38 protein-coding genes and 2 tRNA genes are annotated in these 26,356 nt (G+C 50.4%); 21 read left to right on the top strand and 19 right to left on the bottom strand.

All coding sequences use genetic code 11. The features are described 5' to 3' along the window. Positions 1 to 64: 64 nt before the first annotated feature. From ACMYR3_RS06120 to ACMYR3_RS06085, 8 genes are all read right to left on the bottom strand, one after another. A complete protein-coding gene (locus ACMYR3_RS06120; protein ID WP_424195512.1) occupies positions 65 to 430 on the bottom strand; it encodes an HNH endonuclease in 366 nt (121 codons plus the stop codon). Positions 431 to 618: 188 nt separating this feature from the next. Beyond that, the gene (locus ACMYR3_RS06115) at positions 619 to 999 is read right to left on the bottom strand and encodes a hypothetical protein (protein WP_424195510.1); all 381 of its coding nucleotides are present in this window, start codon (positions 997 to 999) and stop codon (positions 619 to 621) included. Positions 1,000 to 1,379: 380 nt separating this feature from the next. Further along, positions 1,380 to 3,944 (bottom strand): VapE domain-containing protein, encoded by a 2,565-nt coding sequence (locus tag ACMYR3_RS06110; RefSeq protein WP_424195508.1) that lies wholly within the window; start codon positions 3,942 to 3,944, stop codon positions 1,380 to 1,382. Between the two features lie 13 nt (positions 3,945 to 3,957). Further along, positions 3,958 to 4,290 (bottom strand): hypothetical protein, encoded by a 333-nt coding sequence (locus tag ACMYR3_RS06105; RefSeq protein ID WP_424195506.1) that lies wholly within the window; start codon positions 4,288 to 4,290, stop codon positions 3,958 to 3,960. 11 nt (positions 4,291 to 4,301) lie between these two features. Beyond that, entirely contained in the window at positions 4,302 to 4,577 is a 276-nt protein-coding gene (locus tag ACMYR3_RS06100) for a hypothetical protein (protein WP_424195504.1), read from the bottom strand. Further along, the gene (locus ACMYR3_RS06095; RefSeq protein WP_424195502.1) at positions 4,574 to 4,837 is read right to left on the bottom strand and encodes a hypothetical protein; all 264 of its coding nucleotides are present in this window, start codon (positions 4,835 to 4,837) and stop codon (positions 4,574 to 4,576) included. The genes ACMYR3_RS06100 and ACMYR3_RS06095 overlap by 4 nt, the downstream gene beginning before the upstream one ends. Positions 4,838 to 4,938: 101 nt before the next feature. After that, positions 4,939 to 5,145 carry a hypothetical protein gene (locus ACMYR3_RS06090; protein WP_424195500.1) on the bottom strand — a complete coding sequence of 69 codons (207 nt, stop codon included), beginning with the start codon at positions 5,143 to 5,145 and terminating at the stop codon, positions 4,939 to 4,941. Beyond that, complete coding sequence (locus ACMYR3_RS06085) at positions 5,135 to 5,368, bottom strand: hypothetical protein (protein WP_424195498.1); 234 nt, start codon at positions 5,366 to 5,368, stop codon at positions 5,135 to 5,137. The genes ACMYR3_RS06090 and ACMYR3_RS06085 overlap by 11 nt, the downstream gene beginning before the upstream one ends. A gap of 87 nt (positions 5,369 to 5,455) precedes the next feature. On the opposite strand from ACMYR3_RS06085, the gene ACMYR3_RS06080 reads away from it, so the two are divergent. From ACMYR3_RS06080 to ACMYR3_RS05990, 19 genes are all read left to right on the top strand, one after another. Then, on the top strand, positions 5,456 to 6,151 hold the full coding sequence (locus ACMYR3_RS06080) for a S24 family peptidase (RefSeq protein ID WP_424195496.1): 696 nt from the start codon (positions 5,456 to 5,458) through the stop codon (positions 6,149 to 6,151). Positions 6,152 to 6,158: 7 nt separating this feature from the next. Further along, a complete protein-coding gene (locus ACMYR3_RS06075; protein ID WP_424195494.1) occupies positions 6,159 to 6,749 on the top strand; it encodes a hypothetical protein in 591 nt (196 codons plus the stop codon). Between the two features lies 1 nt (position 6,750). Next, positions 6,751 to 7,170, top strand: a complete 420-nt coding sequence (locus ACMYR3_RS06070) for a thermonuclease family protein (RefSeq protein ID WP_424195492.1) — start codon at positions 6,751 to 6,753, stop codon at positions 7,168 to 7,170. Positions 7,171 to 7,325: 155 nt separating this feature from the next. After that, the gene (locus ACMYR3_RS06065) at positions 7,326 to 7,493 is read left to right on the top strand and encodes a hypothetical protein (protein ID WP_424195490.1); all 168 of its coding nucleotides are present in this window, start codon (positions 7,326 to 7,328) and stop codon (positions 7,491 to 7,493) included. A gap of 97 nt (positions 7,494 to 7,590) precedes the next feature. Then, positions 7,591 to 7,794 carry a hypothetical protein gene (locus tag ACMYR3_RS06060; protein ID WP_424195488.1) on the top strand — a complete coding sequence of 68 codons (204 nt, stop codon included), beginning with the start codon at positions 7,591 to 7,593 and terminating at the stop codon, positions 7,792 to 7,794. Then, positions 7,791 to 8,156, top strand: coding sequence for a hypothetical protein (locus tag ACMYR3_RS06055; protein WP_424195486.1), 366 nt, complete (start codon positions 7,791 to 7,793; stop codon positions 8,154 to 8,156). Before ACMYR3_RS06060 ends, ACMYR3_RS06055 begins: the two co-directional genes overlap by 4 nt. 8 nt (positions 8,157 to 8,164) lie before the next feature. Continuing rightward, on the top strand, positions 8,165 to 8,323 hold the full coding sequence (locus ACMYR3_RS06050; protein ID WP_424195484.1) for a hypothetical protein: 159 nt from the start codon (positions 8,165 to 8,167) through the stop codon (positions 8,321 to 8,323). A 1-nt stretch (position 8,324) separates the two neighbouring features. After that, positions 8,325 to 8,564 carry a hypothetical protein gene (locus ACMYR3_RS06045; RefSeq protein ID WP_424195482.1) on the top strand — a complete coding sequence of 80 codons (240 nt, stop codon included), beginning with the start codon at positions 8,325 to 8,327 and terminating at the stop codon, positions 8,562 to 8,564. Beyond that, positions 8,561 to 8,938 (top strand): hypothetical protein, encoded by a 378-nt coding sequence (locus ACMYR3_RS06040; protein WP_424195480.1) that lies wholly within the window; start codon positions 8,561 to 8,563, stop codon positions 8,936 to 8,938. Before ACMYR3_RS06045 ends, ACMYR3_RS06040 begins: the two co-directional genes overlap by 4 nt. Positions 8,939 to 8,956: 18 nt before the next feature. Then, positions 8,957 to 10,138 (top strand): DNA translocase FtsK, encoded by a 1,182-nt coding sequence (locus ACMYR3_RS06035; protein ID WP_424195478.1) that lies wholly within the window; start codon positions 8,957 to 8,959, stop codon positions 10,136 to 10,138. A gap of 20 nt (positions 10,139 to 10,158) precedes the next feature. Continuing rightward, the gene (locus ACMYR3_RS06030; protein WP_424195476.1) at positions 10,159 to 10,617 is read left to right on the top strand and encodes a hypothetical protein; all 459 of its coding nucleotides are present in this window, start codon (positions 10,159 to 10,161) and stop codon (positions 10,615 to 10,617) included. Next, positions 10,601 to 11,092: a hypothetical protein gene (locus tag ACMYR3_RS06025; protein WP_424195474.1), complete on the top strand. Its 492-nt coding sequence runs from the start codon at positions 10,601 to 10,603 to the stop codon at positions 11,090 to 11,092. The genes ACMYR3_RS06030 and ACMYR3_RS06025 overlap by 17 nt, the downstream gene beginning before the upstream one ends. Beyond that, on the top strand, positions 11,089 to 11,304 hold the full coding sequence (locus tag ACMYR3_RS06020) for a hypothetical protein (protein ID WP_424195472.1): 216 nt from the start codon (positions 11,089 to 11,091) through the stop codon (positions 11,302 to 11,304). The genes ACMYR3_RS06025 and ACMYR3_RS06020 overlap by 4 nt, the downstream gene beginning before the upstream one ends. Further along, complete coding sequence (locus ACMYR3_RS06015) at positions 11,301 to 11,741, top strand: dATP/dGTP pyrophosphohydrolase domain-containing protein (RefSeq protein ID WP_424195470.1); 441 nt, start codon at positions 11,301 to 11,303, stop codon at positions 11,739 to 11,741. The genes ACMYR3_RS06020 and ACMYR3_RS06015 overlap by 4 nt, the downstream gene beginning before the upstream one ends. Positions 11,742 to 11,778: 37 nt before the next feature. After that, the gene (locus ACMYR3_RS06010; RefSeq protein ID WP_424195468.1) at positions 11,779 to 12,051 is read left to right on the top strand and encodes a hypothetical protein; all 273 of its coding nucleotides are present in this window, start codon (positions 11,779 to 11,781) and stop codon (positions 12,049 to 12,051) included. 14 nt (positions 12,052 to 12,065) lie between these two features. Further along, complete coding sequence (locus ACMYR3_RS06005; RefSeq protein ID WP_424195467.1) at positions 12,066 to 12,329, top strand: hypothetical protein; 264 nt, start codon at positions 12,066 to 12,068, stop codon at positions 12,327 to 12,329. Between the two features lie 6 nt (positions 12,330 to 12,335). Continuing rightward, positions 12,336 to 12,860, top strand: coding sequence for a hypothetical protein (locus tag ACMYR3_RS06000; protein ID WP_424195465.1), 525 nt, complete (start codon positions 12,336 to 12,338; stop codon positions 12,858 to 12,860). After that, positions 12,857 to 13,114, top strand: coding sequence for a hypothetical protein (locus ACMYR3_RS05995; protein ID WP_424195463.1), 258 nt, complete (start codon positions 12,857 to 12,859; stop codon positions 13,112 to 13,114). Before ACMYR3_RS06000 ends, ACMYR3_RS05995 begins: the two co-directional genes overlap by 4 nt. Positions 13,115 to 13,246: 132 nt before the next feature. Beyond that, positions 13,247 to 14,770, top strand: a complete 1,524-nt coding sequence (locus ACMYR3_RS05990) for a recombinase family protein (RefSeq protein ID WP_424196388.1) — start codon at positions 13,247 to 13,249, stop codon at positions 14,768 to 14,770. On the opposite strand, the gene ACMYR3_RS05985 is transcribed toward ACMYR3_RS05990, so the two are convergent. From ACMYR3_RS05985 to alr, 6 genes are all read right to left on the bottom strand, one after another. Then, positions 14,730 to 14,805, bottom strand: a tRNA-Glu gene (locus ACMYR3_RS05985). The genes ACMYR3_RS05990 and ACMYR3_RS05985 overlap by 41 nt on opposite strands. Before the next feature lie 56 nt (positions 14,806 to 14,861). Further along, a tRNA-Ala gene (locus ACMYR3_RS05980) sits at positions 14,862 to 14,937 on the bottom strand. Between the two features lie 93 nt (positions 14,938 to 15,030). Further along, entirely contained in the window at positions 15,031 to 16,428 is a 1,398-nt protein-coding gene (gene gltX / locus ACMYR3_RS05975) for a glutamate--tRNA ligase (RefSeq protein ID WP_424195461.1), read from the bottom strand. Between the two features lie 308 nt (positions 16,429 to 16,736). Beyond that, entirely contained in the window at positions 16,737 to 18,110 is a 1,374-nt protein-coding gene (gene radA / locus ACMYR3_RS05970) for a DNA repair protein RadA (protein ID WP_424195459.1), read from the bottom strand. A gap of 119 nt (positions 18,111 to 18,229) precedes the next feature. Further along, on the bottom strand, positions 18,230 to 19,336 hold the full coding sequence (locus ACMYR3_RS05965; RefSeq protein WP_424195457.1) for a PA0069 family radical SAM protein: 1,107 nt from the start codon (positions 19,334 to 19,336) through the stop codon (positions 18,230 to 18,232). A 148-nt stretch (positions 19,337 to 19,484) separates the two neighbouring features. Then, entirely contained in the window at positions 19,485 to 20,558 is a 1,074-nt protein-coding gene (gene alr, locus ACMYR3_RS05960; RefSeq protein ID WP_424195455.1) for an alanine racemase, read from the bottom strand. 273 nt (positions 20,559 to 20,831) lie between these two features. Here alr and lplT point away from each other — a divergent pair, with 273 nt between their 5' ends. After that, on the top strand, positions 20,832 to 22,148 hold the full coding sequence (lplT, locus tag ACMYR3_RS05955; RefSeq protein ID WP_424195453.1) for a lysophospholipid transporter LplT: 1,317 nt from the start codon (positions 20,832 to 20,834) through the stop codon (positions 22,146 to 22,148). 16 nt (positions 22,149 to 22,164) lie between these two features. Here lplT and ACMYR3_RS05950 read toward each other — a convergent pair whose 3' ends face one another. Further along, positions 22,165 to 23,166 carry a DUF1853 family protein gene (locus ACMYR3_RS05950; RefSeq protein WP_424195451.1) on the bottom strand — a complete coding sequence of 334 codons (1,002 nt, stop codon included), beginning with the start codon at positions 23,164 to 23,166 and terminating at the stop codon, positions 22,165 to 22,167. Positions 23,167 to 23,192: 26 nt separating this feature from the next. Here ACMYR3_RS05950 and ACMYR3_RS05945 point away from each other — a divergent pair, with 26 nt between their 5' ends. After that, the gene (locus ACMYR3_RS05945) at positions 23,193 to 23,648 is read left to right on the top strand and encodes a DUF2147 domain-containing protein (RefSeq protein WP_424195449.1); all 456 of its coding nucleotides are present in this window, start codon (positions 23,193 to 23,195) and stop codon (positions 23,646 to 23,648) included. A gap of 18 nt (positions 23,649 to 23,666) precedes the next feature. Here ACMYR3_RS05945 and ACMYR3_RS05940 read toward each other — a convergent pair whose 3' ends face one another. Genes ACMYR3_RS05940 through tmk form a run of 4 tightly spaced genes read right to left on the bottom strand, consistent with a single transcriptional unit; the run spans position 23,667 to position 26,337 of the window. Continuing rightward, a complete protein-coding gene (locus ACMYR3_RS05940) occupies positions 23,667 to 24,179 on the bottom strand; it encodes an N-acetyltransferase family protein (RefSeq protein ID WP_424195447.1) in 513 nt (170 codons plus the stop codon). A gap of 17 nt (positions 24,180 to 24,196) precedes the next feature. After that, entirely contained in the window at positions 24,197 to 24,580 is a 384-nt protein-coding gene (locus ACMYR3_RS05935; RefSeq protein WP_424195445.1) for a PilZ domain-containing protein, read from the bottom strand. 21 nt (positions 24,581 to 24,601) lie between these two features. Beyond that, positions 24,602 to 25,690 carry a DNA polymerase III subunit delta' gene (gene holB / locus ACMYR3_RS05930; RefSeq protein WP_424195443.1) on the bottom strand — a complete coding sequence of 363 codons (1,089 nt, stop codon included), beginning with the start codon at positions 25,688 to 25,690 and terminating at the stop codon, positions 24,602 to 24,604. Continuing rightward, positions 25,687 to 26,337, bottom strand: a complete 651-nt coding sequence (gene tmk, locus ACMYR3_RS05925) for a dTMP kinase (protein ID WP_424195441.1) — start codon at positions 26,335 to 26,337, stop codon at positions 25,687 to 25,689. Before tmk ends, holB begins: the two co-directional genes overlap by 4 nt. Between the last annotated feature and the right edge of the window lie 19 nt (positions 26,338 to 26,356).

Genomic DNA, 26,356 nt, shown 5'->3' with positions numbered 1-26,356 from the left:
AAAAAATCACAGAGATTTGATCCCCCTAGGGGTGTCATCGTGCATTACTTCACAGTAATGCCACCTATGCGCGACCAAACCCGCCATCTTCCTTAGCAGTTTTCACATCGTGACACGGCTTACACAAACTCTGCCAGTTGTCACGATCCCAAAACAACTGCTGATCACCCTTGTGTGGTGTGATGTGATCCACCACAGTTGCCGCTGTCACACGACCACGCTGCTCGCAATGCACACACAGTGGATGCTTCATCAGCCAACCCAGCCGCGCTTTCTGCCACTGAGAACCGTAACCACGTTGATGAGCTGTACCACGTCGATCATCACGTTGCGACTGCTTGAGCTGTACGTGCTTATTACAGTAACCGCTGCCATCCCTGACCAACACACCACAACCAGCATGACGACAAGGTTTAGGTGGCAGCAGCATCAATAAAAAAGCCAGCCATCACGACAAGAAATAGCTGGCAACCCCGTAATAATCAATCCACAAATGAAAAGGCCTGAAAATTTAAATAAATCTCCAGGCCTTCGCACTCACCACACTCTCACAAGTTATCTCTTGCTGCGTAAGCTCCGCACAGCGTAGCCGAAATGTACCGGTTGATGCTCACGGTGTCAAAATCCACTCTTCAAATTTTTATTTTTTTGGGTCTTGATCCATGCATCAACATTTGCTATAACGCGAGCCCGATATCTAACGTACGTCGATCGAGACACATCAAACAGCCGGCAGCCCGCCTCAATCGATGGCTCCAAACCAACATACTCAAACCGCGCCACAGCAGGCAGTGGGTCGGGCATCACCGCCACCGCACGGGCCGTTTCAGCGCATTCCAGCGAATCAACAGCAATGTATGCCTCAACCGCACCATTGTTGCGTCGATCGACACCCGTCAGATTGGCAAGACTACTATCACCATAACCATTGGCACCACGACTAGCCAACTCAATCCAGCGCCCCCAACTGATCAACCGTTTTTTAGCGTACTCACTCATATCAACCTGTTTATTTTTTAAACATCGAACTAAAAACCAGCTTGTCCCAGTGTCCCAGTTCAAAAACAACTGGGACAACTGGGACACACCCTCAAAGCCCTTTATTTATCTACTTGTCCCAGTTGTCCCAGTTATTTATTAATTACAAAAGAGGAACGCATGTGCTCTACATATCACACGCGTAACACATCACAGGTGACGTATCACCCGCCGCGCACATACATCTGTGAAGAATTGGTGTTTTAACTGGGACAACTGGGACACATCACGAAACCCCTTTATTCATGCGGGCTGCGCTTGTCCCAGTTGCTAATAAACAACTGGGACACAACCCGGACAACTGGGACAGATTGATCATACGGTGACTCTTTTCACACTTTTTAAAATTCTTCGTCGTCATCACCAGGCTCCCGCACAGTCGCCACTGTGCTTAAATTTTCATCACTCACCTTCACATAAGCCCAGGGTCGGCGCCCTTGAGCTGCATCTTTTGATAATCTTTTGCGCTGCCACTTAAGTGCTTTGAGTGCTTTTGCTACTTGTTTTTCCGCCACCGCCCACTTTGAGTGATCTAATTTCATATAGTCACGCAAAATTTCAGCAAGCGTCACGCTTGATTTAACATTCAACTCAAGCCAGTTTGCGAGATCTTCTTCAATGGCTGATGGCTCGCGTCGTGACTCCTGCTCCCATTCAAAACGCGGCACCTCCCAACGGTCAACCCAGTGCCTCACACCTTTGCGATGCAAGTGTACTGCCTCAGCCCACAACTGGTCTCTATCAGCTTCCAGCGCCTGCAAATCAATCTCATTGCCCACCGCTATGGGCCAATATCGACGGTTGCCCGTCTCGTCTTTCAAAAACTCCCGATGGTTCACGGATCCGCCAAACACACACTTACGCTTCACCGTCACCGACCGCTTGCCATAGGGCGGCCGGAACGTATCCTCAAAGCCAGAGAAAAATCGTTTAGCCAGGTTGGAATCGGCCTTGTTGAATGAATCCAGTTCGGCCAGCTCAACAATCAACTTGCCACGCATGATGGCGTAAGCATCCTTGTCATCGAGCCGAAATGCCGAATCGGTGAACCAGTCGCCACCTAGCACCTTGAGCGCCGTTGACTTTTTAGCACCTTGCCCACCTTCCAATATCAGCACGTTATCCGCCTTGCAGCCTGGCTGATAAACCCGGCGCACCGCTGCAATCAACCATTTCATGCCAGCACGGCAATGGTACATACTGTATTCGGCTCGCAAATACGTGACCGTCCAGGCACATATTCGACGCTTGCCATCCCACACCAGCCCATCAAAATAATCACGCGCCGAATTGAATTTGTGCATTTGAGCCACCGCCACCGCTGCCTTACCCACTAGGTCATCCCGTGGCGCAAAGCCATACACATTTTGCAGCCAGATAGTCGTATACAAATCATCATTGTCTGACCACTCACCCAGGGCTGGCGCTGCATGGGGTGGCAATTTAGTCTTGACCATGCACTCTGCAAACTCATCAAAACCCAACACACCCGACCATGACTCATCACACATTAAAATTTTAAACACATTGGCCAGCGTGGGCTGGATCACCCCTTTATCCGTCCGCGTAAGATTCCTACGCCAATGAGGGTCAATATAATCAGGTATATCATCCGTCTCAGCGCCAGCATTGACAGGCGTAGCAGCCAATTCAGCCGACCAGTCAGGGTGCAGAGGTTTACCCACTTCACGATCCACCGCCGACAAAGCGTCCGCTGCAGGCAATACATACGTCAGATCTTCGCCCAACCTCAGTGCGGGCAGCAAATTGGCACGCACCGCTGCCAAGCCAACACCACAATGCAAATCGTTAAAGTCTGTCCAGCCCGCCGTCCTCACCGGAAATTGTGGTGACACCACCGCAGCTAAACCAAGCTTTGATGCCAACTGATGGGCCTTGCTCAGTCCCGCGTTCTCAAACTGCCAACGGGGTGACTTGCCCAACCCAACCACGTCGGCCACCAGGTAAGGAATGTTTTGCGCATCTGCCGCCATCCAGGCGGTCACACAGACCTCACCACCCTTGACCGTAAAGGTATGCTGCTGACCATCCAGCGGGATCGTCTCACCCTTCAAGCCAAATTCTTTTTCCAAGCGCTCAAGGAGCCGTTCCAGCAAAAAACAATCGTCATCCGCCGCCAATAGCAAATTGAGCTGCGGGTACAGCTCCCTAAACTGTTCGGCAGCCGGTTTAAGGTTGCCCGCATCAAACGCCACAATCACGGGTATGGCGGCACTAACAGGATCCTCGGCCAGCGCCATCCGAATGCTACGCCCCGTGGCATAACCCTCACATAAAATGGCCAGTCGGGTATCAGCGCCCAGCTCACCCAGCACATAGGCCGTGCCAGCCTTGTCCATCCCCTTATTGAACAGCTTGCCGCCATCGGGCGCAATTTTTTGCAAGCCCTTGATGGTCCGCACCACCCCATTGGCTTTGCGCACATAGCGGCACATCGGCACCAGCACCGTGCCATCCACAAAAAACCGCACCCCTTCAGGCGTGATCTGTTTGCGCATCAAATAATCGGAATTTCCTACCTCGAGCGCCGCACCCCACTGCATACGGGCACGATTGGCAGCATTGCGGGCCTTGGTTTCGGCTATTGCAGCCTGTTCCGCTTCATATTCTCGTTGACGACGTTGCGTCGCCACCCGCTGCTCATCACTGACTGTCGTCCAATCGGTGCGTACATCAAACTTGTATTTTTCAGCACCCTGAAAATAACCAAACTGGCCAGATATCTGCTCGGCACCACGTTTATCGATCGTGCTCCAAAACACATACCAGCATTTCTTATGCTTGCCAAACTTGATCAGGGTGCCCGTCGTGAGCAAATCAGACGGTACCGGTGACGGCAGGCCAGCAGCCAGCATCTGATCATAGACTTGTGAGAGTGTTGCCATCGATATTTAATTTTTAATTATTCAGCAACGCTTTGCGCATCTTGTTTCGATTGAAAATATCCTTGGCCATGGCCACCAACCCATCCATATTGGCCACACTGCCCGACATGCGCACCATCTCAATAAACCGGCGCCGCTCTGCCTGGTCGGGCAATGTCGCACAATGCTCAGCCAGACAAATCAACATCAAACCCGGCTCACAGACCAAACCCACCTTGTCCCGGTGCGGATTGCAGCAGCGCATCCCTTTCGTGACTGCCAGGCCGCGTAAAACCAAAGGCTGGCCCGATGCATCAAAACACTCACCCCGCCCTGGCTGCCGCTTGGCATAACGTGGCTCAGACATGCCGGTACCAATCACACCCCATAACGCACCCGCGCCTCTGACAAACGCTGCTCAGCCATCAATAATTGGCCATTCGCCTCATCAACCACGGCTTGCGCACTCGCCACTTCACGGCCCAACGTCCATGTCAGCACTTTCGCCGCATCAGCTTGTGACTCAAACACCAGGTGATCCATCACCGTGGCCACACCACCCAGCCACATCACCTCAACCAAACCATGCTTGGGATGACCCAACACCTGCACCGGTAAAATTTCACCCGCTCGCAACCAGTATTTGCACATCATGCTGGCACCACCACCAACCCTGCCAAGTCAGCCCGCAAATCAAGCAGTGACACGCTAGAGTCATAAATTCCCAACAACTGAATCGATCCAGACAACAACATAATGGCATAGCGCCCAGTTGTGTATTTGACTGCGCACACCTCAGCCAGATTGCCATCGAATCGATAAAACACCGCAAACCGCTCGGCCCGATTCGTCCTAAACTTTTTATAAAGTACCGCCGTCACATCATCCAGCGTCTCGTTATCCAACTGTCTCATGCCAATCCACCTGGCTCCCGTCTAATCCCTGATATTCCCGATGATTCCCCGGTATTCCCGGCGACTCCCGGTCATTCCCTGCCACTCCCGGCAAATCCCGACTACTCCCCGCCATTCCCTGATAATCCCCGGCGAGCCAGGCGAGAAGTAATTACAGTGGCAGCCTGAACACGACGATCCACAAACTCAATGACCAATTGCTCAAGCAAATCACACAAATCACGGCCATCCACATCAGCCAACACCTTCAGCGCCTCATGCACCTCATGGTCCAACTTGAAGCGAATATCTTTACGTTCAATGCTCATTGTCGCCCTCAGAAAATTCAGTATTGGGAGGCAGATCGATGCCAGGCAATCGCTCTTTATGCAATTCCAGCAATCGAGTACCAAGAGAGTAAGAAATCGACACCCCATCCTGCTTACCCAGCTTGATTCGGTTAATTGTTGGCTGAGACATTCCAACCAAAACCGCGATCTCACGCTCGGACAGACCGGTCGAAATCAAATTAAGGATGATTTTTTTAAACATGATGCTGCGATTCTAATGCATCAATGAATTAGAAATCAATTCATTAATGAATTTCACATTAATTCATGCACGTATCAGAATGTCCAAATGAATAAAAGAGACAAAACTGCCACATCGCCAATTGCTCAAGCGCTTAGCGCCTTGATGCGACGCGATGATATTTCTTCCGCCAATCAACTGGCAGAACTCACAAACGTCCCTCAGCCCACCATTTCCAGAATTTTGAATGGGACAACCAAAGATCCTGAGGGCACCACAGTTACCGCTTTAGCCGATCACTTCAAGGTTTCCGATTCGCAAATGCGTGGCATCGAACCACTTGATGACGAAACATCAAACTTAATAACAACCAATAAATACGTTAATTTTGGCTTACTTGATGTTCATGCTTCAGCCGGAAATGGGCGTAAAACTCACGAATTCCCGGATGTGGTAAAGCGCATTAGCGTATTAGAAGATTGGGCTAATAGCACTCTGGGTGGTGACTTATCACGAATTCGAGTGATTTCAGCACACGGAACATCAATGCAGGGCACCATTGAAAACGGCGATGTGCTTTTTGTTGATTCAACAATTCAGCACTATGACGGTGACGGTATTTACATAATCGCCAGAGACGGCGATCTTCAAGTTAAGCGACTACAAAAGATGCATGGAAATATTTTGGCTTTACTGAGTGACAACAAAGCCTATGAGCCGGAACGTTTAACTGAAGACCAAGCCAATGAAATTCGTATTTGTGGCCGCGTTCTAGCTGCCTGGAGCATTAAAAAATTTTGGTAAAAACATAATGATCAAAAGAACATTGCTACTTATTAGCCTCGCCGCTCCAACCTATTTGCATGCTGAAGCCGCTGATTACATCATTGATGGAATCTTTCCCGGAATGTCTGCCCAGGCTGCCAAACAAGCTGGCTTTACCAACTGCCAAAAGCAATCCTCAGACGAAATAATTTGCACAAAAATTAATCAAAATAAAAAGATATTTGATATTCCTACTGAATACGTTCAAGCAGTTTTTGAAGAACCGTATAACAACATAAAACAAGTAGACATTAAATTTAATCTAATTAAATCAAATACTTCAAAAAAAACAAAGAATAAAAATGACAAATGGGCTGATGTTGTGTCTAGCGATGACTACTATGATTTAACGGCGACATTAATTAAAAACTTTGGTGAGCCCATCAAGAAAAATTATTGGCACAAATGCAAGGCATATTATTTATATATGGACAATGCAGCATCAATAATTCACCTCTATTACAATCCAGATCAAATCGAATTGAGAAAATGGGAGTGTGAGCAAAAAAACATAAGGGACCAAGAAAGTAAAAAAACGAATTCTGCCGCTGAGAATTTCATTAATAAAATGAAATAACATGGGATCAATCCATTCAATTCTCATATGCCTTATCGTCAGTATTTCAGACGGCGACACTATCAGTGCACGCTGTGACGATCAAACTATCAAGATCCGCTTATCAGAAATCGACGCACCAGAAAAAGGGCAGCCATTTGGTCAAAAATCAAAACAGAACCTATCAGATATTTGCTTTCAACAACAAGCTGAAATTAAAACGCTTACTATGGATCGCTATGGACGAACTGTAGCGAGAGTTATTTGCAACGGCACCGATGCAAACGCCCAACAAGTTCAATCTGGAATGGCATGGGCATTCACTAAATACTTAAAAGATCCAAAAATCAAAGAATACGAACTAACTGCTAAAAACAATAATATTGGCTTATGGTCAGATCCATCTCCAACACCACCATGGGAGTGGCGCCACAACAAATAACCACATCTACTTATTAAAAACCCGCTTAAAGCGGGTTTTTTTATGCCAAAAATTTGGCTATTTACTTGCTCCATAAAAATAATTATGCATTGGTGAATTGACTTTCTAATTCATTGATGCATAATTCTAATCATTCACTGATGAATGGAGCAACCATGTCACCGATCAAACCAGTCTACCCAGCCGCTACCGCCTGCCCATGTTGCGGGCATAAGCAAGCCACTACATTTTGCAAATGGTGCGGTACCGACAAGTTGGCCGTCACGCTGGCCAAGGGCGTCGCCAATAAACTCGCCAATACAAACAGCCAGGTGCGTGCATGAAAACCGCACTCACCCGGGCTTGCGCGTTTGCCGACCGTAATTTTGACTATGTGGGCATTTTCGCCATGATCTTCGTCAATATCATTGGGCGGCTGCTATGAGCCAAATCAGCCCACATATTGGCCGTGACCATGCCGAGGAAGCACGTTGCCGCTTCATCAATCGTCAGCGCCGAGATCCCGAAACTCGCCTCATTTACATCTTGACGATGTTGATCTGCGCCATATTGACAGCCTGGATCCTCATTAACGCCGACGAAATTGACCAGCCAGCCACCCACATCACGCGGGAGGCCAAATGACTGCGGCGTACGCAACAATCGCTATTCAGGCACCGGATATTCCAGCCAGCCGATTTATCGGGTTGCTGGTTGACAGCAATGGCAAAGCATCAGCCTGGGTTGAATTGATTGCCCAGACAAAAATCAAAATGCTGTTAGAAGACGCGCTGGATTGGGTCGAAAGTGTTGGTGGCACCCTGGCAACCACGGCTGTCATGCAGCTGCTTATTGCCAGGCAAATGCCCGACTTAATCAAAGGCAACCACTGGGTTTCAGGTGGTGCAGCAGGGGCCTACGTCAACACACAGAATGGTTATCTGGGTGATCTACCAGACCTACGCGCCCGCTTTGCCATCGCCGTGCGCTACCACCTCATCGCCTAGGCCGCACCATGCCACAGCCACGCACCAACCCAACCAATGAGCACCTGCAAAGGCAGCTCAAATCCGTGGCACGTATGCAGGCCACTGCCCGCGAACGACGCCTAAAAAAGCAAGCCGACAACCAGCGCCGCGATATCAAACGGCTACAGGCAAATGACAAGGACTGACATGACCAATCCCAATTACATTGAGCAAGAGTGGCAAAGTCTTATTCGCCATTGCAAATCAGTTCAAACACTCAGTGCTGACTCTTTAAAAATTTCACAAACACTATTTTATTTAGGTGCAGCTGCAGTTCTTCACGCTTTTAATGATAAAGATTTTGATAGGTCAAAAGGCGATTTTATTATCGATGAATTGCGGCAATTTTTATGTGAGGACAAGTTAATCGGCGAGGTGCCTCAATGATCCTCATCCTCACCGGTACCGACATGGTTAGCGCTGCACAAATAGCCAACTACATTTGTGCCAGCCACTCGTTTGCGAATTTGATGCAGATGAGCAAATACATTCACACCTTTGGCTCCACAATTGCCAGCCTATATACATTTAGGAATGCAATCATCAGCGGCCCACGCACCCCTGAACAACTCGCGTATGCCCGCAAATTGCAGATCCCTATTTGGCACATCATGGGGCCCGATGACACCCCCGAGGCACAACCACCCGATCGGGTCATCATCCCCATCACCAACAGCCTGCAGAGCATCATTGACCAGGTTGATAACTGGCTGACCGAAGCTTACGAGTCCAGCCATGCTAGCCGCTCCATCACTCAATAAACTATTTAATTTTCAATCATGAGCAAACACGACGACAAACTCACCAACATGACCAGCAGCACCATTGGCCGCGATCTGCTGCAAGCCATGATCGATGAATTCAAACAGCAACCCAAGCACTGGAAACAGCTCAGCCAGCTCGATCAAGAAATGGTCATAGAACGGCTCAGCACCCGCATTGACAACCTCATCAAACGCGCCCTGCACATCATGGCCAGTAAAGACCGTGCCGCCATATTGGGCACGATGGATTCTGTCACCATTAAATCGGGCGTCAAGGCCACCATCAGCATCAGCAAAAACAGCCCGCACATCCTCGACCTGTACGAAAACACCGGCCAGCCCATGCTACTGATTGCAGCCAGCCATGCCGAATTTACCGATGGCATGGACACCGTTGTGGGCGAAAGCGACCAGCCCGACCTACTGGATCCGCTCGACGAAGAAGAAGGTGAGGAAAAACCAGCCGAAGACCCGTCCATTTTTGAACGGTTGAAAGAAATGGCGCATCCAGCGCCGAGAGCCGAACCATCATCAACCAAACCAACAACAGGCATGGATGTCGACCCATCCGGTCTATTGGTTCGATCATCAGTCACCAATTCGCCTCCCAATGAGTTTGGCGTCTATACCTGCAAGCCAGACATTTTTAGGGAATGGAAAGTTAAAGACAATCGCATCGAGATCGAACTGCTGCATTTGTCCAGCGGGGATTGGATTTATTCAATTCTCAAACAAAGTAAAACCGGCCATAGCAGCACACCACTTAAATTTTATCCAGACCGTGCCACAGATAAGCTTTCTGTGGCAATACAAGAAATCGTCGATAAGCTTGACGGCCACCCACTTGGCAACCTAACCGGCCCGCAGAAAGCCAGCCTGCGGGAATTCATCACTTCGCTTGCCGAAATTGATGAGCTGGACGTCATGCGCGAATTAGGTATCCGCACCATTGACCACGGCATACAACAAGCAAACGAGTTAAGCCAAAACACTGAACCAGTCAACGAGCAAGACCCGCTTTATGATCAGGCCATATTGGTCGCCAAACAAAAAAATAACTTTGGTATCAGCACACTGCAACGTCAATTAAAAATTGGCTACAACCGAAGTGCCCGATTAATCGAAAACATGGTGACCAAGGGTGATGTTATCCAGCTAACCACCGGCAAGTTTTCTATTAGTCCCAACATCATCTAATTGACCCGCAAAGCCCTGCCATGGAACTCACCCCCATTGAAGACAGCTTATTACGCACCCTTAAGGATGCCAGGTGCGAACCGGACCTTAGCCAATTTAATCGACTGATTATTGAGCTGGCTCGGGATACCCAAGTCAGAATTTTAAATGCGCTCGAGCTCGACTACATTCGTGACAACATCACCCCAGATATCCCTGACAACAGCGGGATTGATGAAGAAACAACTTGGCAAGCCATGCATTTAATAAAAACTGACACAGGCTTGCTAGTGCTTTGGATTGGCCACAATTATATAACTTGCAAAGAATGTAATGGCGAGGGTGAGCTGACTGTCTACGGAATGCAAAGAAGCAAAACTATAGACTGTCCATGGTGTGGCGGTGAAGGTACTACTAACGACCATTTACCACCCAATTTACTCACTGACATCGATGGCAAAAACCCTCAACAAATTATTCCAGATGCCACGCTCCAGTAAACCCCGCCACCCCTACAACAAGCTGCGCTTGCAACTGATTGCACAGCGGGTTGCCATGCGTGATCAGGCTGTCAGCGTATTCAAACCGCTACTGTCCATCATCGACGAAATGGAGCATGACGGCACCACCGACAGCGCCCGTGGTGTGCCCGTACTCCTCAACCAGCAGGACGGTCATTACTATGAGCTGGCACCAACCATCATTGGCCTGGTGGAAATGTTTGAAATTCATCAAATGCGGAGCGGCCAAGACCTTGGCCACAGCATTTTACGCACGTTCGCCACTATGCTGGATCACGGCATGCCCGTCACACCGGCCGACACAACCAAAGTGCGCAAGACGATCGCCACCATGATCAGCGCTATCGAGCACTGGCAACCAAGCTATGCCAAAGAGTTGGCCGACACTGTCGAAACCCGCGCACTGCTGGAAGGCAGCATTAGTGGGCCGATTCAACAAGAGCAAGCAGCATGAGCAAACCCATTCACGATGCCTTTAGCCGATTCATGTTGGCCGAGTATGAATTCTACGAAGCCACCAAAGAATCCAGCAACCCGACCCTATGGGAAAACCATCTGAACGACGTGCGCAAAGGCATCAACCACACGCTACTGATCGAAACGATGAAGCTCAAAAACCTGACTGACATCATCAAAGCCAGCCAGCAAAATCAGGAGGGAAAATGAATACGCCATACCTATGCCCACATTGCTTTTCACTCACTACATTGACTGAATTTAGCGATGGCTATACCGTTCATTGCAACAACCCGATGTGCCGACCATTAAGAACATCAACAAGTCAATTATTTAATTTTGAAACACATCTTCAGCGCCAACGAGAATGGTCAGAAGTAACCTTTGGCCCCGGTGCCAGAACTCAGGGGGTCGTCGATCATATTCGCAAGGAGCTGGTCGAAATCCTCGACAACCCGTCCGATATCACGGAATGGATTGATGTGGTCATTTTGGCACTCGATGGGGCATGGCGAGCCGGAGCCAGTCCGCAACAAATCATTGACACCATCGTTGCCAAACAAACTAAAAACGAGAATCGAAAATGGCCAGATTGGCGGACTGCTAACCCCGATAAGGCAATTGAACATGTGCGAGGTAATGAATGACCTACATCCCCACACCAGGCCCACTCCCAGGCCAACAATGGGAGCCGAGCAACACAATGTAGTTGGCTACAATTTTATTAATAACAACTGTGGTCAATGCGCACGCGATAGAGCTGCCCGTGAAGGCATGGATTTGGACGAGTGCGACGACGATGAGCTCTGTGAAATATTAAATGCCAGCTTCCGTGGCGAGGCTGTTGAATGGCGCCACCTACCAACCGGCGAAGTGAAGTGTCTGGCATTTATTCCCGCTGATGAGCCTATTCCTGCACCTCGCTGCAATAAAACAATTGATATGTTTGAAAATTAAATACCGGGGTCAAAATGAGAATTAACGTATACAGTCAAGAACTGACTAGCGAGGTCTGGCCAATAGTTAAGCAGAGCAATACAGGTGTGACATACCACGCTGCACAACTCATATTGCACTCATCAGAGAGACTTCATCATCCACCAGAAGATGATGATCGAAGCGCTGTCACTTTTTGGCTACCCAAATCACCGCAACGACGCGAAGAAATGGCTGTGGCATTCGAGCGGATTGCACAGATATTTCGTTCGGCACCAACCGAAACCGGGCTTGATTAAGTAAAAATGAAAAACCTACTCTACAAACTAACCAACTATCTGCCATGCCGAATCATCAGTGATGACGGCCAGCCCTACTTGGAGCGTTATTACCTATTCACTATTTTAGGCGTGCACTTCTATCTGCACCGCTTTGTTGGTAGCGACCCCGCCAGAGGCCTGCATGATCATCCATGGCCGTGGGCGGGCAGCATCATCTTGTCCGGCTGGTACACCGAAGAAACTCGCCAGGGCTTGCGAGCTATTCGCTGGTTTAACTGGATCAAAGGCGATTCGTTTCATCGAGTCATCCTGCCACATGATATTTGGGCAATGTCATTTATGCCTGACAACCCCATGCCAGATTGCTGCTGGACATTGTTCTTTCATCGCGCCAAATACACCAAACCTTGGGGTTTTTTGCGCTCCATCGGTACCGACACCACTAAAGCCTGGGTCCCGTACAACTACCCAGGCGACGGCACCGGCACACCCGATGCGTGGTGGGAAACCGTGCCTATGGGCAAAGACGAGCCTCGGAGGATGAAATGATTAAATTTTATGTATGGCACCCAGATAATGGAGGCACGCGAGACGACGCAAAAATATTCACTGCTTTCAACGCTGAAGATGCCGTGAATCAATGGGCAGATTGGAGCGACTCAGCAAGTGCGGACTATTCGATTGTAGGTGGCCAAGATGCCACTGTTTTCTGCCAAAAAGAGAGTGGTGGTGAAGCTCAGAAATTCCTAGTGCAAGGACGACTGCAGCGGGCCTACTATTCGCACTTGATTCAAGAGAAATAAATAAATGCACAAACCAATTGAGTCCATGCGGGGGCATCATGGCCAAGCCTAGGCAAATAAAAATGCTACCATCCCGTGGCAAATTTGACCCCGAAGTGGCGGCAACCGCCCTCCTCCCCTTATTTTTAGACTATGTCAAACGAAAAAACCTCATGGGTGGTGACCTACCTGCGATCGAGCAAGGACAGATCGGATGTGTCGATCGATGCCCAGCGTCGCAAACTGCAGTCACTAGCGAGTGACCGAGAACTGACGATCGTCAAAGAATTTTTCGACGCGGTCGAATCCGGTAAAGACGATAACCGGCCAGGTTTTCAACAGCTATTACGCGAACTGAAAGACAAAAACCGCAGCTGGACGGGCATCATGCTGCTTGATACGTCCCGCCTGGCCCGCAACATCTACCTGGCCGAAGTCTTCAAGCACGAGTGCAAAAAACGTGGCGTGCGCATCATCTACGCCAACCTGCCCGAGGCCAACCCAATGGTGGACATGCTGATGGTGCAGATCCTGCAAGCCTTCGACCAGATGCACTCCATGATGTCTAAGGAAAAAGGGTTGGCCGGCATGGCCGAAAACGTCAAACAGGGTTACCGCGCCGGTGGTCGTGCCCCATGGGGCTACCAACTGCAAACCATTGGCACTGGTGCCGTGCGTGATGGCAGCGCCGTGACCAAAACCAAATTGGTGCCAAGCAATGATGCCAGCCTAGTTGCCAGCTACCTATCTGGCCGAGCTGCTGGCCGATCCAGAATATCACTCATGCAAGAGCTTTGTATCAAAAAACCGGATACTAGCCTCATCGATGTTGAGTGGAATGCACTCTGCTATGCTGGCAACACCGTCTGGAATGTGCATAATGAATACACCACAGGTGGCTATAAAAACGGTACCAAGCGCCGCCCACGTGCAGAATGGATCATCCAAAAGAACACGCATGAAGCGCTGATCACTGATGACGAGGCCGAGACCATCTTGAAAAAACTGTCTGAATACACCGGCAACAAAACGCGCACCAAAGGTGCTGACTACATTTTGTCAGGGCTGCTCGTTACCCCAGATGGCACGCCATGGCATGGCAATGCGGGCTACTACCGCGCGGGAAAAAAGAACATCAAGGCCGAAACAATCGAAAGCCAGGTGCTCACACAAATTGCCAGCGACATGCTTTGCCCCGAGGTGATCAGCCGACTAACCGAGAAGGGCCGCGCTGCACTCAACAATGACGACTCGGCCAGCCAACTACCCGTTTTGGTATTGAGAAAAAAAGAAATTGAATCTCAGATGGACAAGCTGACCGCGCTGCTCACTGAAACCAGTGCACCAGGTGCGATATTACGATCCATTGAAAAATTAGAGGCAGAGCGGATGGTCTGCATTGAAAATATTGACCGACTTGAAACCCGGAAAGCCCAAGCCAAAGCGTTGGGCAACTTGAAAGAAAGTCACGTCGCCGAGCTGCTGCAAGAAATGGCCAACAACCTCGAAGCCATGCCACGTGAATTTTTGAAAGATTATTTGAAACAGATGCTCGTTAGTATCGAGCTGGATGCAGAGCCAGCACTCACAGCCTGCCGTATTAATTACCGGCTTGCCATGAGCACTGGGGATATGCTGGCGTCCCCAGGGGGATTCGAACCCCCGTACTCACCGTGAAAGGGTGATGTCCTAGGCCTCTAGACGATGGGGACAATAATCGTTTTAATCGGAGTTTCCACTCAGTTGGCTCAAAACTTCTCAAGCTTTCTGGTGGAGGTAAGCGGGATCGAACCGCTGACCTCTTGCATGCCATGCAAGCGCTCTCCCAGCTGAGCTATACCCCCGACAGAGAAACGAGATTATGGGGCAAATATGGCGAGTTGTAAAGGGTTTCAATGAAAAAAAGTGAATGATTCAAAGTACTCATGAGCAAACAATCAGCCCATGGCATGGAGACGCGCCAGTACCACATCTCGGCCAATCAAAGCCAATGTTGCGTCAATTGAGGGCGTCTGCAGTTGCCCTGTTACCAAGAGACGGATCGGCATGGCTAATTGTGGCATCTTCAGTTTATGCGCTGCCAATACCGCTTTCAAAGTTGCAGAGATAGCAGGAACAGTCCATTCAATGGTAGCCAACTGATCAGCAAATTCCTTTAATGGTGTCTTGATGGCATCGGTCAGATGTTGTTCCAGCAAGGCTGGGTCGGCAGACTTTTTCACATAGAACAAATGGGTTGCATGGGCCAGCTCCTTCACGGTATGAGCACGATCTTTCAACAAGGCGATCACTTCAGTCAAATGAGGGCCGCTTTGCGTGTTGATGCCCGATACCTGTAAAAATGGTTGCGCCAAGTCAGCCAGACGCTGGTTGTCAGCCTGTTTGATGTAATGGGCATTGAGCCAAGTCAGTTTTTCAAGGTTGTATTGCGCGGGTGACTTGCCCAGATGTTCCAGATCAAACCATTCGATAAACTGTTCACGGGTAAAGATTTCAGCATCACCATGAGCCCATCCCAGACGCGCCAGATAATTGACAATCGCTTCAGGTAAAAAACCATCATCACGATATTGCATGACACTCAAGGCGCCCTGCCGCTTGGACATCTTCTCACCCTGTTCATTGAGAATGGTTGGCAAATGGGCATAGACTGGTGGCGTGACACCCAGGGCTTTGAGAATATTGATCTGACGCGGCGTGTTATTGACGTGATCGTCACCACGAATCACGTGCGTGATCTGCATGTCCAAATCATCCACCACCACACAGAAGTTGTAAGTGGGCGTGCCATCGGAACGGGCTATGATGAGATCATCCAGTTCATCATTGGTAATTTCAATTCGCCCTTTCACTGCATCGTCCCACACCACACTGCCCGCTTCAGGATTGATGAAACGAATCACCGGCTGGACACCTTCTGGAATCGCCGGCAGGGTTTTACCTGGCGCAGGTCGCCAGGTACCATCGTAACGCGGCTTTTCTCCGGCTTCGCGTTGGCGCTCACGCAGCGTATCGAGCGCTTCCATGGACATATAGCAGGGATAGGCTTTGCCCTCAGCGAGCAATTGGGCAAGCACTTCCTTGTAACGCGGCATCCGTTGCATTTGATAGAACGGCCCCTCATCAATATCCAGGCCCAGCCACGCCATGCTTTCAATAATGACATCCACGGCTTCCTGCGAAGAGCGTTCGACATCGGTATCCTCGATACGCAAAATGAAGTCACCTTGATTGCGACGGGCAAATGCCCAGGGATAAAGCGCCGAACGGATATTGCCAAGGTGAATAAACCCGGTGGGGGATGGAGCAAAGCGAGTACGAACGCGTTGAGACATGAACAATCCTGAAAGAAGAAAACACAATATGCATAGCTCAGCTGTTACCGCTCAAACCCGATGAACGTTTTGACACCTGGGTAAAGACCGCCGCCAGAACAACGCAGTGATGCAAAGCATGGCCAGACCGAGCTAATCCGTTATTTTGCCAGAAGCCAAGGCTGTCCAGATTATGAACCTCGCTCCTTCACGGCAAACGGTATGCAAAGAATGATGCGTGACCAGATACAGAGTGACACATGCCTTGGCACGAAAAAGAACCCGTCTGGAATTGACTGATCGCATGACACCCCGCACTTGCAATGAATCTAATCCAGCTCGCGCACCCGATCAATGGCTTCATCAATGCGCTCCACGGCAATCACCCGCAAACCATCAATAGCCTGTTTGGGGGCGTTGACCTTGGGAATGATGGCAGCGCTGAATCCCAGTTTGGCAGCTTCGCGCAAACGCTCCTGTCCGCGCGGTGCAGGACGAATTTCGCCAGCCAAACCAACCTCACCAAACACCACCAGACCTTGCGGCAAAGGTTTGTTGCGCAGGGAGGAATGAATCGACAGGAGCACCGCCAGATCAGCCGCTGGCTCGGAAATTTTGACACCACCCACCGCATTGATGAACACATCCTGATCAAAACAGGCAATACCAGCATGCTTGTGCAGCACCGCCAACAGCATCGCCAGACGGTTTTGTTCGAGTCCGACACTCAGACGGCGTGGATTGGGAACATGGGCGGTATCCACCAATGCCTGTACTTCAACCAGTAAAGGACGTGAGCCTTCCTGGGTGACCAGCACGCAAGAGCCGGGCACCGTCTTGTCGTGAGTGGATAGAAATAGCGCCGAAGGATTGGCCACACCACGCAAACCCTTTTCCGTCATGGCAAAAACGCCCAGTTCATTGACGGCGCCAAAGCGGTTTTTGATGGCGCGCACCAGCCTGAAACTGGAATGGGTATCGCCCTCAAAATACAGCACCGTATCGACGATATGCTCGAGCACGCGCGGCCCGGCCAGCGAACCTTCTTTGGTGACATGGCCAACCAGAATGATGGTCACACCGGTCTGTTTGGCAGTGCGCGTCAACTGTGCTGCACACTCACGCACCTGGGCGACCGAGCCGGGAGCCGAGGTCAATTGTTCCGAGTACAAGGTCTGGATTGAATCAATGACCGCGACAACGGGTGCTTCGGTCTGCAAAGCAGATAGAATTTTTTCCAGCTGAATTTCGGCCAGGAGCCGCAGATTGGGCATCTTCTGTTTTTCAGAAATAGCCAAACGTTGCGCCCGCAAGGCAATCTGTGCACCACTTTCTTCGCCGCTCACATAGAGCACTTTTTTATCCTGCGCCAAACCAGCCAGAGTTTGCAGCAACAGCGTCGATTTGCCAATGCCCGGATCACCACCAATCAGCACTACGCCCCCGGCCACCAAACCACCGCCCAACACACGATCAAACTCCTCGATGCCGGTGCCAAAACGCGGCACCTCGGACGCTTCGATATCATCCAGGGATTGCACCGGCGTACTTTTAGCCAAAGCGGCATAGCGGTTGGGTGCCGCAGTTTCGGCAATGGTCTCAACCAGCGTATTCCAACCCTGACAATGTGGACACTGCCCTTGCCACTTGCTGACTTGCCCACCACATTCTGTGCAAGTGTAGACCGTTTTACCTTTTGCCATGCTGCTCACTTTCATGCCAAACCAGTGATAATTCAAGGAGTATATTCAATTTATAGCCTATTAAGTGCGTATTTATTATGCTTAATTTTATACACCAATAGAGTATATTTTAACGCCACTCAAAATAGCTGACCTTGCACTGCGCCTGCCCGAGGTCGGACTGGCGGCACAAACTGGCTATTATCCAAAGTAAAACGCTGACGATTCAAACCCAGACGAACACAGGCTTTGCTGAAGCGCTGTGCAATCAGTTCTGCCCATAAGCCGTTGCCTTGCATGCGCGAAAAAAATGCGCTCTCGTAATCCTTGCCACCACGCATATCGGCAATGCGCGCCATGACGCGCGCTGCGCGGTCAGGAAAATGCAGACTCAGCCATTCGCGAAACAACGGCGCTACCTCCCAGGGCAAGCGCAATACCGAATAAAAAGCACGGCTGGCCCCGGCTTGTGCGGCAGCTTCCAGTACCTGCTCCATGTCTTCAGTAATGAAAGGAATCTGCGGTGCCAGACTCACCCCCACCGGTACACCAGCGGCACGCAGACGCCGGATTGTTTCCAGCCGTCGCAAGGGACTAGCCGCACGTGGCTCCAGTTTGCGTGCCAGTGCCGCATCCAATGTGGTAATGGTTACATAGACCGCCGCCAGCTGTCGTGCGCCCATGGGTGCCAGTAAATCGATATCTCGCTCTACCCCGCTCGACTTGGTGACAATACCCAGAGGATGCGCCGTCTGATTGAACAGTTCCAAAACCTGCCGGGTCAGGCGCAATTCCCGTTCAATGGGTTGATAACAATCCGTCGCCGAGCCAATACTGATTGGTTCAACCTGATAACTACTACGTGCCAACTCTTTTTGCAGTACGTCGGCAATATTGGTTTTGGCAATCAGCCTGGTTTCGAAGTCCAGCCCCGGCGATAAACCCAAATAGCTATGCGTCGGACGTGCGTAGCAATAAATGCAACCGTGCTCACAGCCTCGATAAGGATTGACTGAACGCATCAGAGCCAAATCGGGTGATTGATGCGAAGTGATGACCGATTTGACCTGCTCATGACGAACCTGGGTAAGCAGTTTGACTTGCGCCTGCTGCTCGGCCAGCAAACCCGTTTGCGTTTGCCAGCCATCATCAAAAGCTGCACGGCTGTCCAACTCGAATCGATGGGCGATCCGGCTGGCCGATCCCCGACCTTTGATGGCTGCGGGCGAAATGAAAAAATCAGTCATGGGCGCAAACGGGACAGGTGCAGCAAACCAGTCAAAATACTGTATATATAAACAGTATAACTGAATTTACCTGTTGCGCAAGCGCTTTGACTTGCCCTGCTGACTCACACTGTTTAGCAGTACAAATAGTATGCAGGCCAAACCTGATTTAAGGCATGGTAATCACTGGAACACGTGCCGCCAAGGCGCACATCAACTCGTAGCCAATCGTGCCGGCAGAATGTGCCACTTCATCAATGGACAAGGCATCACCCCACAGCTCGACAGTTGAACCTATTTGCGCCTGTGGTACTGGCGTCAGATCGACCGTCAGCATATCCATTGAGATTCGCCCGGCCAGTGCACAGCGCACCCCATCCACCAGCACCGGCGTGCCATTGGGGGCATGGCGCGGATAACCATCGGCATAACCACAAGCCACGACACCGATTTGGGTAGTCTGTTTTGCCGTAAAGGTACTGCCATAGCCAACCGATTCACCAGGATTGAGGGTTTGAATATCAATCAGACGCGAGTACAGACTCATGGTGGCTTGCAGACCAAACTGGCTGGCTGGCTGCAAGACACCAAACGGTGACGCACCATAGAGCATGATGCCCGGTCGAACCCAGTCAGCATGTGCCTCGGGATAGCGCAAGATCGTGGCCGAATTGGCCAGGCTCATCGGCCCGCTCAAACCCTGGCTGGCATTGGCAAAAATGCTCAAGGGCATGGCAACGCCGCGAGCACCATCTGCATCCGCAAAATGCGTCATCATGCCCAGCGATTTAACGCCAGCCATCGTCACCAGTCGTGCATGGGCATGGGCAAAATTGGCCGCGGTAAATCCCAGCCGATTCATACCCGAATTCATTTTGAGTAACACTGCAATCGGTGCACCACGGTGATTTGCCGACAGCCATTGCAATTGTTCTTCGCAATGCACCACGCAAGTCAGGTCCAGCGCTTGCGCTACTGCCCAATCGGCAGCCGAAAAGCAGCCTTCCAGCAGCATCACTGGTTTGTGCCAACCTAATTGGCGAACCTTTTCGGCTTCAGCGATATCCAACATGGCCAAACCATCAGCATCGGCCAATCCGGCAAACATCCGCTCAATACCGTGACCATAGGCATTGGCCTTGATCACAGCCCAGATTTTGGCAGCAGGCGCATAAGACCGAACCCGAGCAAGATTGTGGGCTAGGCGTTGAGGATAAACGTGGGCAACTATAGGACGTGGCATGCAATACTCAAAAGTGACAACAAGCCGATAGCACAATGTCTTGAAACATCATGCAAAACATCGGCATTTTCGGCAAACCAGCATCATCGTAATTGGAATTGGCAAATGACGCGGCATAAAGCAGGTATTTTCACACTGATTCGTGATATAAAACAGTCGTCTGAACTAATAGACGGCACAGCCCGTCAACAATAAAATGAGAATGGAGCGACGCCTTCCTGATCTAACACAGGGTTTCCAACGTCTTCCTACCCAACAAAGCGTTCTAACTGAATGAAAAAAGGTTTTTATACCATTATGGCGGCGCAGTTTTTTTCGTCGCTGGCTGACAATGCCCTGCTGATTGCCGCCATCCAGTTGCTGGAACAGGTTCAAAGTCCTGCATGGATGACCCCGCTTCTCAAGCTATTCTTTGTACTTTCCTATGTGGTTTTGGCTGCCTTTGTGGGCGCTTTTGCAGACTCCCTGCCCAAGGGCAAAGTCATGTTCATCACCAATAGCATCAAGGTAGTTGGCTGCGCGCTGATGTTTTTATCGGTTCACCCATTACTGGCTTATGGCATAGTGGGTATTGGCGCAGCAGCGTACTCCCCTGCCAAATACGGCATTCTAACTGAGCTGCTCCCACCTGAAAAACTGGTGGCCGCCAATGGCTGGATTGAAGGCCTGACCGTGGGCTCGATCATTCTCGGCACCGTCATGGGTGGGGCACTCATCAACGTCCATGTGGCGACTTATTTGCTGTCCTTTGATGTGCCCACCATCAACACCAATATTGATACACCTGCTGAAGCAGCCATGCTGATCATCATGGCCACCTATATCATTGCTGCGCTATTCAATCTCAAGATTCCTGATACTGGCGTACGTTATGAACGTCAGCAACATAATCCCTTGCGACTCATCACTGACTTTGCGCATTGTTTTTCAATTCTCTGGAAAGACCGTCTTGGACAAATTTCGTTGGCGGTGACTACCTTGTTTTGGGGCGCAGGTGCAACCCTGCAATTTATTGTGCTGAAATGGGCTGAACAGTCACTCGAAATGGATTTGTCCAAGGGTGCCATCCTGCAGGCTGTCACAGCGGTTGGGGTCGCCATTGGTGCCATGGTGGCGGCAGCCCGCGTACCGCTCAAGCAATCACTGAATGTCTTACCCGTTGGCATTACCATGGGTATCACCGTCATGATGCTGGCCTTTTTCAATAAGCACATGGTACCCGACATCTCACTGCATCTATTTGGCTTTGCACTGCCACTCTATCTGATTATCGCCTTCTTTTTCCTGATTTTGATCGGCGCTCAGGCTGGTTTCTTTGTGGTGCCCATGAATGCCTTATTGCAACATCGCGGCCACGTGCTAATGAGTGCCGGTCATTCGATTGCCGTACAAAATTTCAACGAAAACCTTTCTGTGCTGATCATGCTCAGCCTGTATGCCGTGCTGATTTCCTTCAAGGTATCGGCGGCGATGGTGATCATCCTGTTTGGCCTGTTTGTCTGCGCATCCATGTATCTGGTCATTCGTCGCCATGCCGCCAATCAGCGAGAGTTTGATAGTGTGGGGCTGATTGGCGAGCAGAAACACTAATCGACCTGCTCCCGATTCAGCACATTCCGTCCGACTTGATTGATTGGGCGTAATCAGCGGCAGCCGCTGGCCAGGTATCAGGCACCACAAAAAATCTGGCCTGCTCAGTCCAACCGCCCGCCGCATCTACCTCAACCTGAGCCAGCAATATTGGCCCCCCCTGTTTTTGCAGGGCTGACTCCAACGCTAACTTCAGATCGTTAAGCTCAATCACTTGCTCTGCTTCAAAATCTGTCACCTGCACCCTTGCCAGCCAGCGATGTCTTGGAACTAAAAACCAACTCGCTTTGGCAATGGCCATCACTTGACTGATTGTTCCCCACCAGCCTCGACCATGAGTAGGATTCAACAGAAACTCCGGCCCAGTTTTTTGCGGTTCGGTTTTTTGCCCGATTTCTTGCTCAGATAACGGATAAAACAACCAGCCCTTGATCAGTGCTCGTGCCTCAATCTGTTCGGGCAAATGATGCTGGCGTGCATAATCAAGATAAGCAGCATGGCGACTCAAGGCTAATTGCTGATGCAAAATCTTTTGCCATTTAGCCTGCAATGAATCAGCCAGATTGGGGCCCACAAAACTCAAAGTTGGACCACTACGGACGCCCAAAAAAAACTTGGTTGCCAACTCCCAATGCTGCAAACCACGGGGCGTCTGCACCAAAAAATCCAGCTCACCTAAAGTGACGCGTCCCTCAAACAACTGAATATTGCGATCAAGCAACCAGGTTTTTTGGCGCAACCAGACGGCCAGCAGATTTTCTGCATAAAGGCCAATACGTCTTGGCAATTTTTCGAGATTGAGCGACATGATGGCGGCATCAAGTTCGGTTTCATCCAACCATGATTTCTCAATATCAAGCAATACGTCCTGACAGGAGGGATGCATGGGATTAAGCAGATCGGGAGAAGTCAGTAGCCATTGCAGCGCAGTTTGATGCTGGCGGTAAAGCAAATCGAGATGGGTGATGGCAACCCCTATGTAAATACTAATTGTGGTAAATAGTATGGCAACACACAATCGCGTCTCACCAATGAGGAGTCAAAATGATAAAACGAAAAACAGCATACAGGAAACTCACCACCATCTTATTAAGCGGTTTGTTGCTCAGTCCACTCACCCAAGCCGCCGATGATATCAGCGGCACCTGGACGACGATTGACGATGAAACCGGCAAACCCAAAGCGGTGGTACTGATAGAAGAAAAAAATGGTGTCTATGAAGGCCGTATCGAAAAAACCTTGATCCCTCCACCCAATCCACTCTGCGATAAATGTGAAGGGCCGCGTCACAATCAGCCTATTCTTGGCCTGACCTTTTTGAATGGACTGAAACGCAATGGTCAGTCCTATCAGGACGGTGAAATACTTGACCCTAAAAATGGCAAAGTCTATCGCGCCAAAGCCACCCTTTCAAGCGATGGCCAAAAGCTGGAAGTACGTGGATTTATTGGGATTTCATTGATCGGCCGAAGCCAGACCTGGCTCCGTGGTGAACAATAAGCTCAACCAGCCGGTCACTCAACTGGCAAGCTCAATAGCTTTGCCAAGTATCAACAAGTCAGCCAGATTCTCATCCAGTCTAGCGACCTTGGGTAGATGCCCCCAACGCTGAAATCCATTCTTTTCAAACAGACCAACACTGACTGGATTATGCGCAAACACAAATGCTACCAACTGTTCAATACCCAGTAGTGGGCAGGCACGAAATGCTTCATTCAGAAAATGTTGGCCAAGTCCCTGACGACGCCAGGCATCCGCCACATACATTGAAATTTCAGCGGTGATTGAATAAGCAGGCCGACCATAAAAATCGGAAAAAGACAACCAGCCAGCCACCACTTCCGGCTGCTCACTCGGTGACGCTATCCAGATGGGACGACGATGTGCCGGATGGGCAAAAAACCAGGCGTAGCGCGAATCCACCGTGACTGGCTGCAAGTCTGAAGTCACCTGACGGGAGGGAATCGTGGCGTTATAGATTGCCACAATCTCAGGTAAATCTGCAATATTGGCAGGGCGAATATCAAACATGATACCTCCCGGAATGATTAAAGCGTATGCGTCTGACGACTGGATTTAAGGGCGGCACCCAATAAGGTTTCGATGCGCGTTCGTGCTGCTTTGCCCGTATCATCATCAGGAAAATGAACGCCCACACCGGCGGTTTTGTTATTGGAAGCGCCGGCGGGCGTAATCCAGGCAACCTTTCCGGCAATCGGATACTTATTGGGCTCGTCCATCAAGGACAAAATCAGATAGACCTCATCACCCAGGTTATAAGGTTTGACGCTAGGAATGAACAAGCCGCCATTTTTGAGAAATGGCATATAAGCTGCGTAGAGTGCTGCCTTTTCCCTGATTGCCAACGACATGACCGCAGGTCGCGGCATATTGGCATTGATCATGGTGGTATTCATCATTTGCGTGTTCATACAAACCCTTTAACTGATCCATTAACTGGTGAACAGGCGCTGGTAAGTCAGACAAAGCGACTCAAGTACCAGCTTGGCGGACAGAGGATGCTGCGCCAGGCGTTGGGCATCGTTGAGCTGCGCTGCATAGGCCAGCAATTCGCGTTGCGCCGTACCCTTCGCACCCAAGCGACTGACCAACTTGGCAAGCACGGCCTGTTGCTCAGGATGATACCGGATCATGGTACTACTTGAGAGTGAAATAATGTCGTAAATCCAGCGCTGTAACGCAGCGATCACCAAATTTAAAGGGCTCTTCTGCAGCAATTCAGCCAATGCCAATGCACTCATCTGCTCGGGGCTCGCCAGCGCTGCCTGCAATTGACTGAACTTGTCTGCCTCGGAACGATGCGGTTCCTGACTGGCAAACCAGGCCGCCAGCGGTGCACCACCGTGATAAGAAAGCGCCTTTGCCGGTTCGGGTAGACCTTGTTGTTGCAGCCATTGCATGGCTTGCTGCTGATTGGGTGTGGGTAAACCCAGCAGGCGGCAGCGACTGCGAATGGTCGGCAACAGGCTGTCGAGACGATGTGTCACCAGAATGAAATGAGTGGCCGGTGGCGGCTCTTCCAGCGTCTTGAGCAAGGCATTGGCGGCATGCGGATTCATGGCTTCGGCGGGATAGAACACCATCACCTTGACACCACCGCGATGATTACCCATGGAAATCCAGTCCATCAGACCGCGCACTTGCTCTATCCTGATTTCCCGTGACAGGGTTTTGGTTTTCTTGCCGGTCGCATCGCTATCAGCACCCTCACCTTCTGTCCCATCGTCCCCATCAACCAGGCCGATTGGCTGCAACATGGGTTCATTCACATTCACCCAGGCCGGCTGTACCAGACGAAAGTCGGGATGATTCCCCTGCCTGAACCAGGTGCAGGATGCGCATTGGCGACAAGCTTGCTGATTGGATAACCGCGCTTCACACAACAGACTCTGCGCCAGCGCCACAGCCAACTCACGCTTGCCAATGCCCCGCTGACCATGCAATAACAGCGCATGCGGCAACTGCTCGCCCATTTGCATGAGCTCATCAAAGGCAGTCTCAAACCAGACCGGCATGCTCATGATTTGAGAAAGGCTTCCAGCAGATCAACCAGTTCAGATTGAATGTCTTCGATTGGCAGTGATGAATCAATAATCCGGAAGCGTTGTGGAAACTGACTGGCGCGTTGATGATAAGCCTCACGCACACGGGTAAAAAAATCGCCCGACTCGGCCTCAAAGCGATCCAGATCGCGCGCGCGCCTGACCCGCTCAGCCGCGACTGCTTCACTGACATCAAAGAAGAAGGTCAGATCCGGCTGCAGATGCGGATGCACCCATTGTTCCAGCGCCTCTATTTTGGCAAAAGGAATTTGCCGCCCTCCCCCCTGGTAGGCATAGGTTGCATCGGTGAAACGGTCTGAAATCAACCAATTGCCATCCTTGAGAACCGGCTCGATCTTGCGTGCCAAGTGTTCGCGACGTGCAGCAAACATCAGCAAAATTTCGGTTTCAGCATGCATTGGCTCAACCAGCAACAGTTCGCGCAAATGCTCCGATAAGGGTGCGCCACCAGGTTCACGCGTGACAGTGAGTTTTTTATTCAGCGCCATCAGCCTTACCGACAGCCAGTCTTGCACAAATGACAGATGGGTCGACTTGCCAGCTCCATCCAGCCCCTCAAAGGTGATGAATGTACCGGGGTAAGGATGTGCCTTGGAAGCTGTCATAAAGCTGCTCTCATGAAAT

This window comes from Ampullimonas aquatilis, assembly GCF_049675895.1.
GTDB lineage: Bacteria > Pseudomonadota > Gammaproteobacteria > Burkholderiales > Burkholderiaceae_D > Ampullimonas > Ampullimonas aquatilis.
The sequence above is the reverse complement of the archived record's forward strand: the minus strand, read 5'-3'. Positions and strand labels throughout refer to the sequence as shown.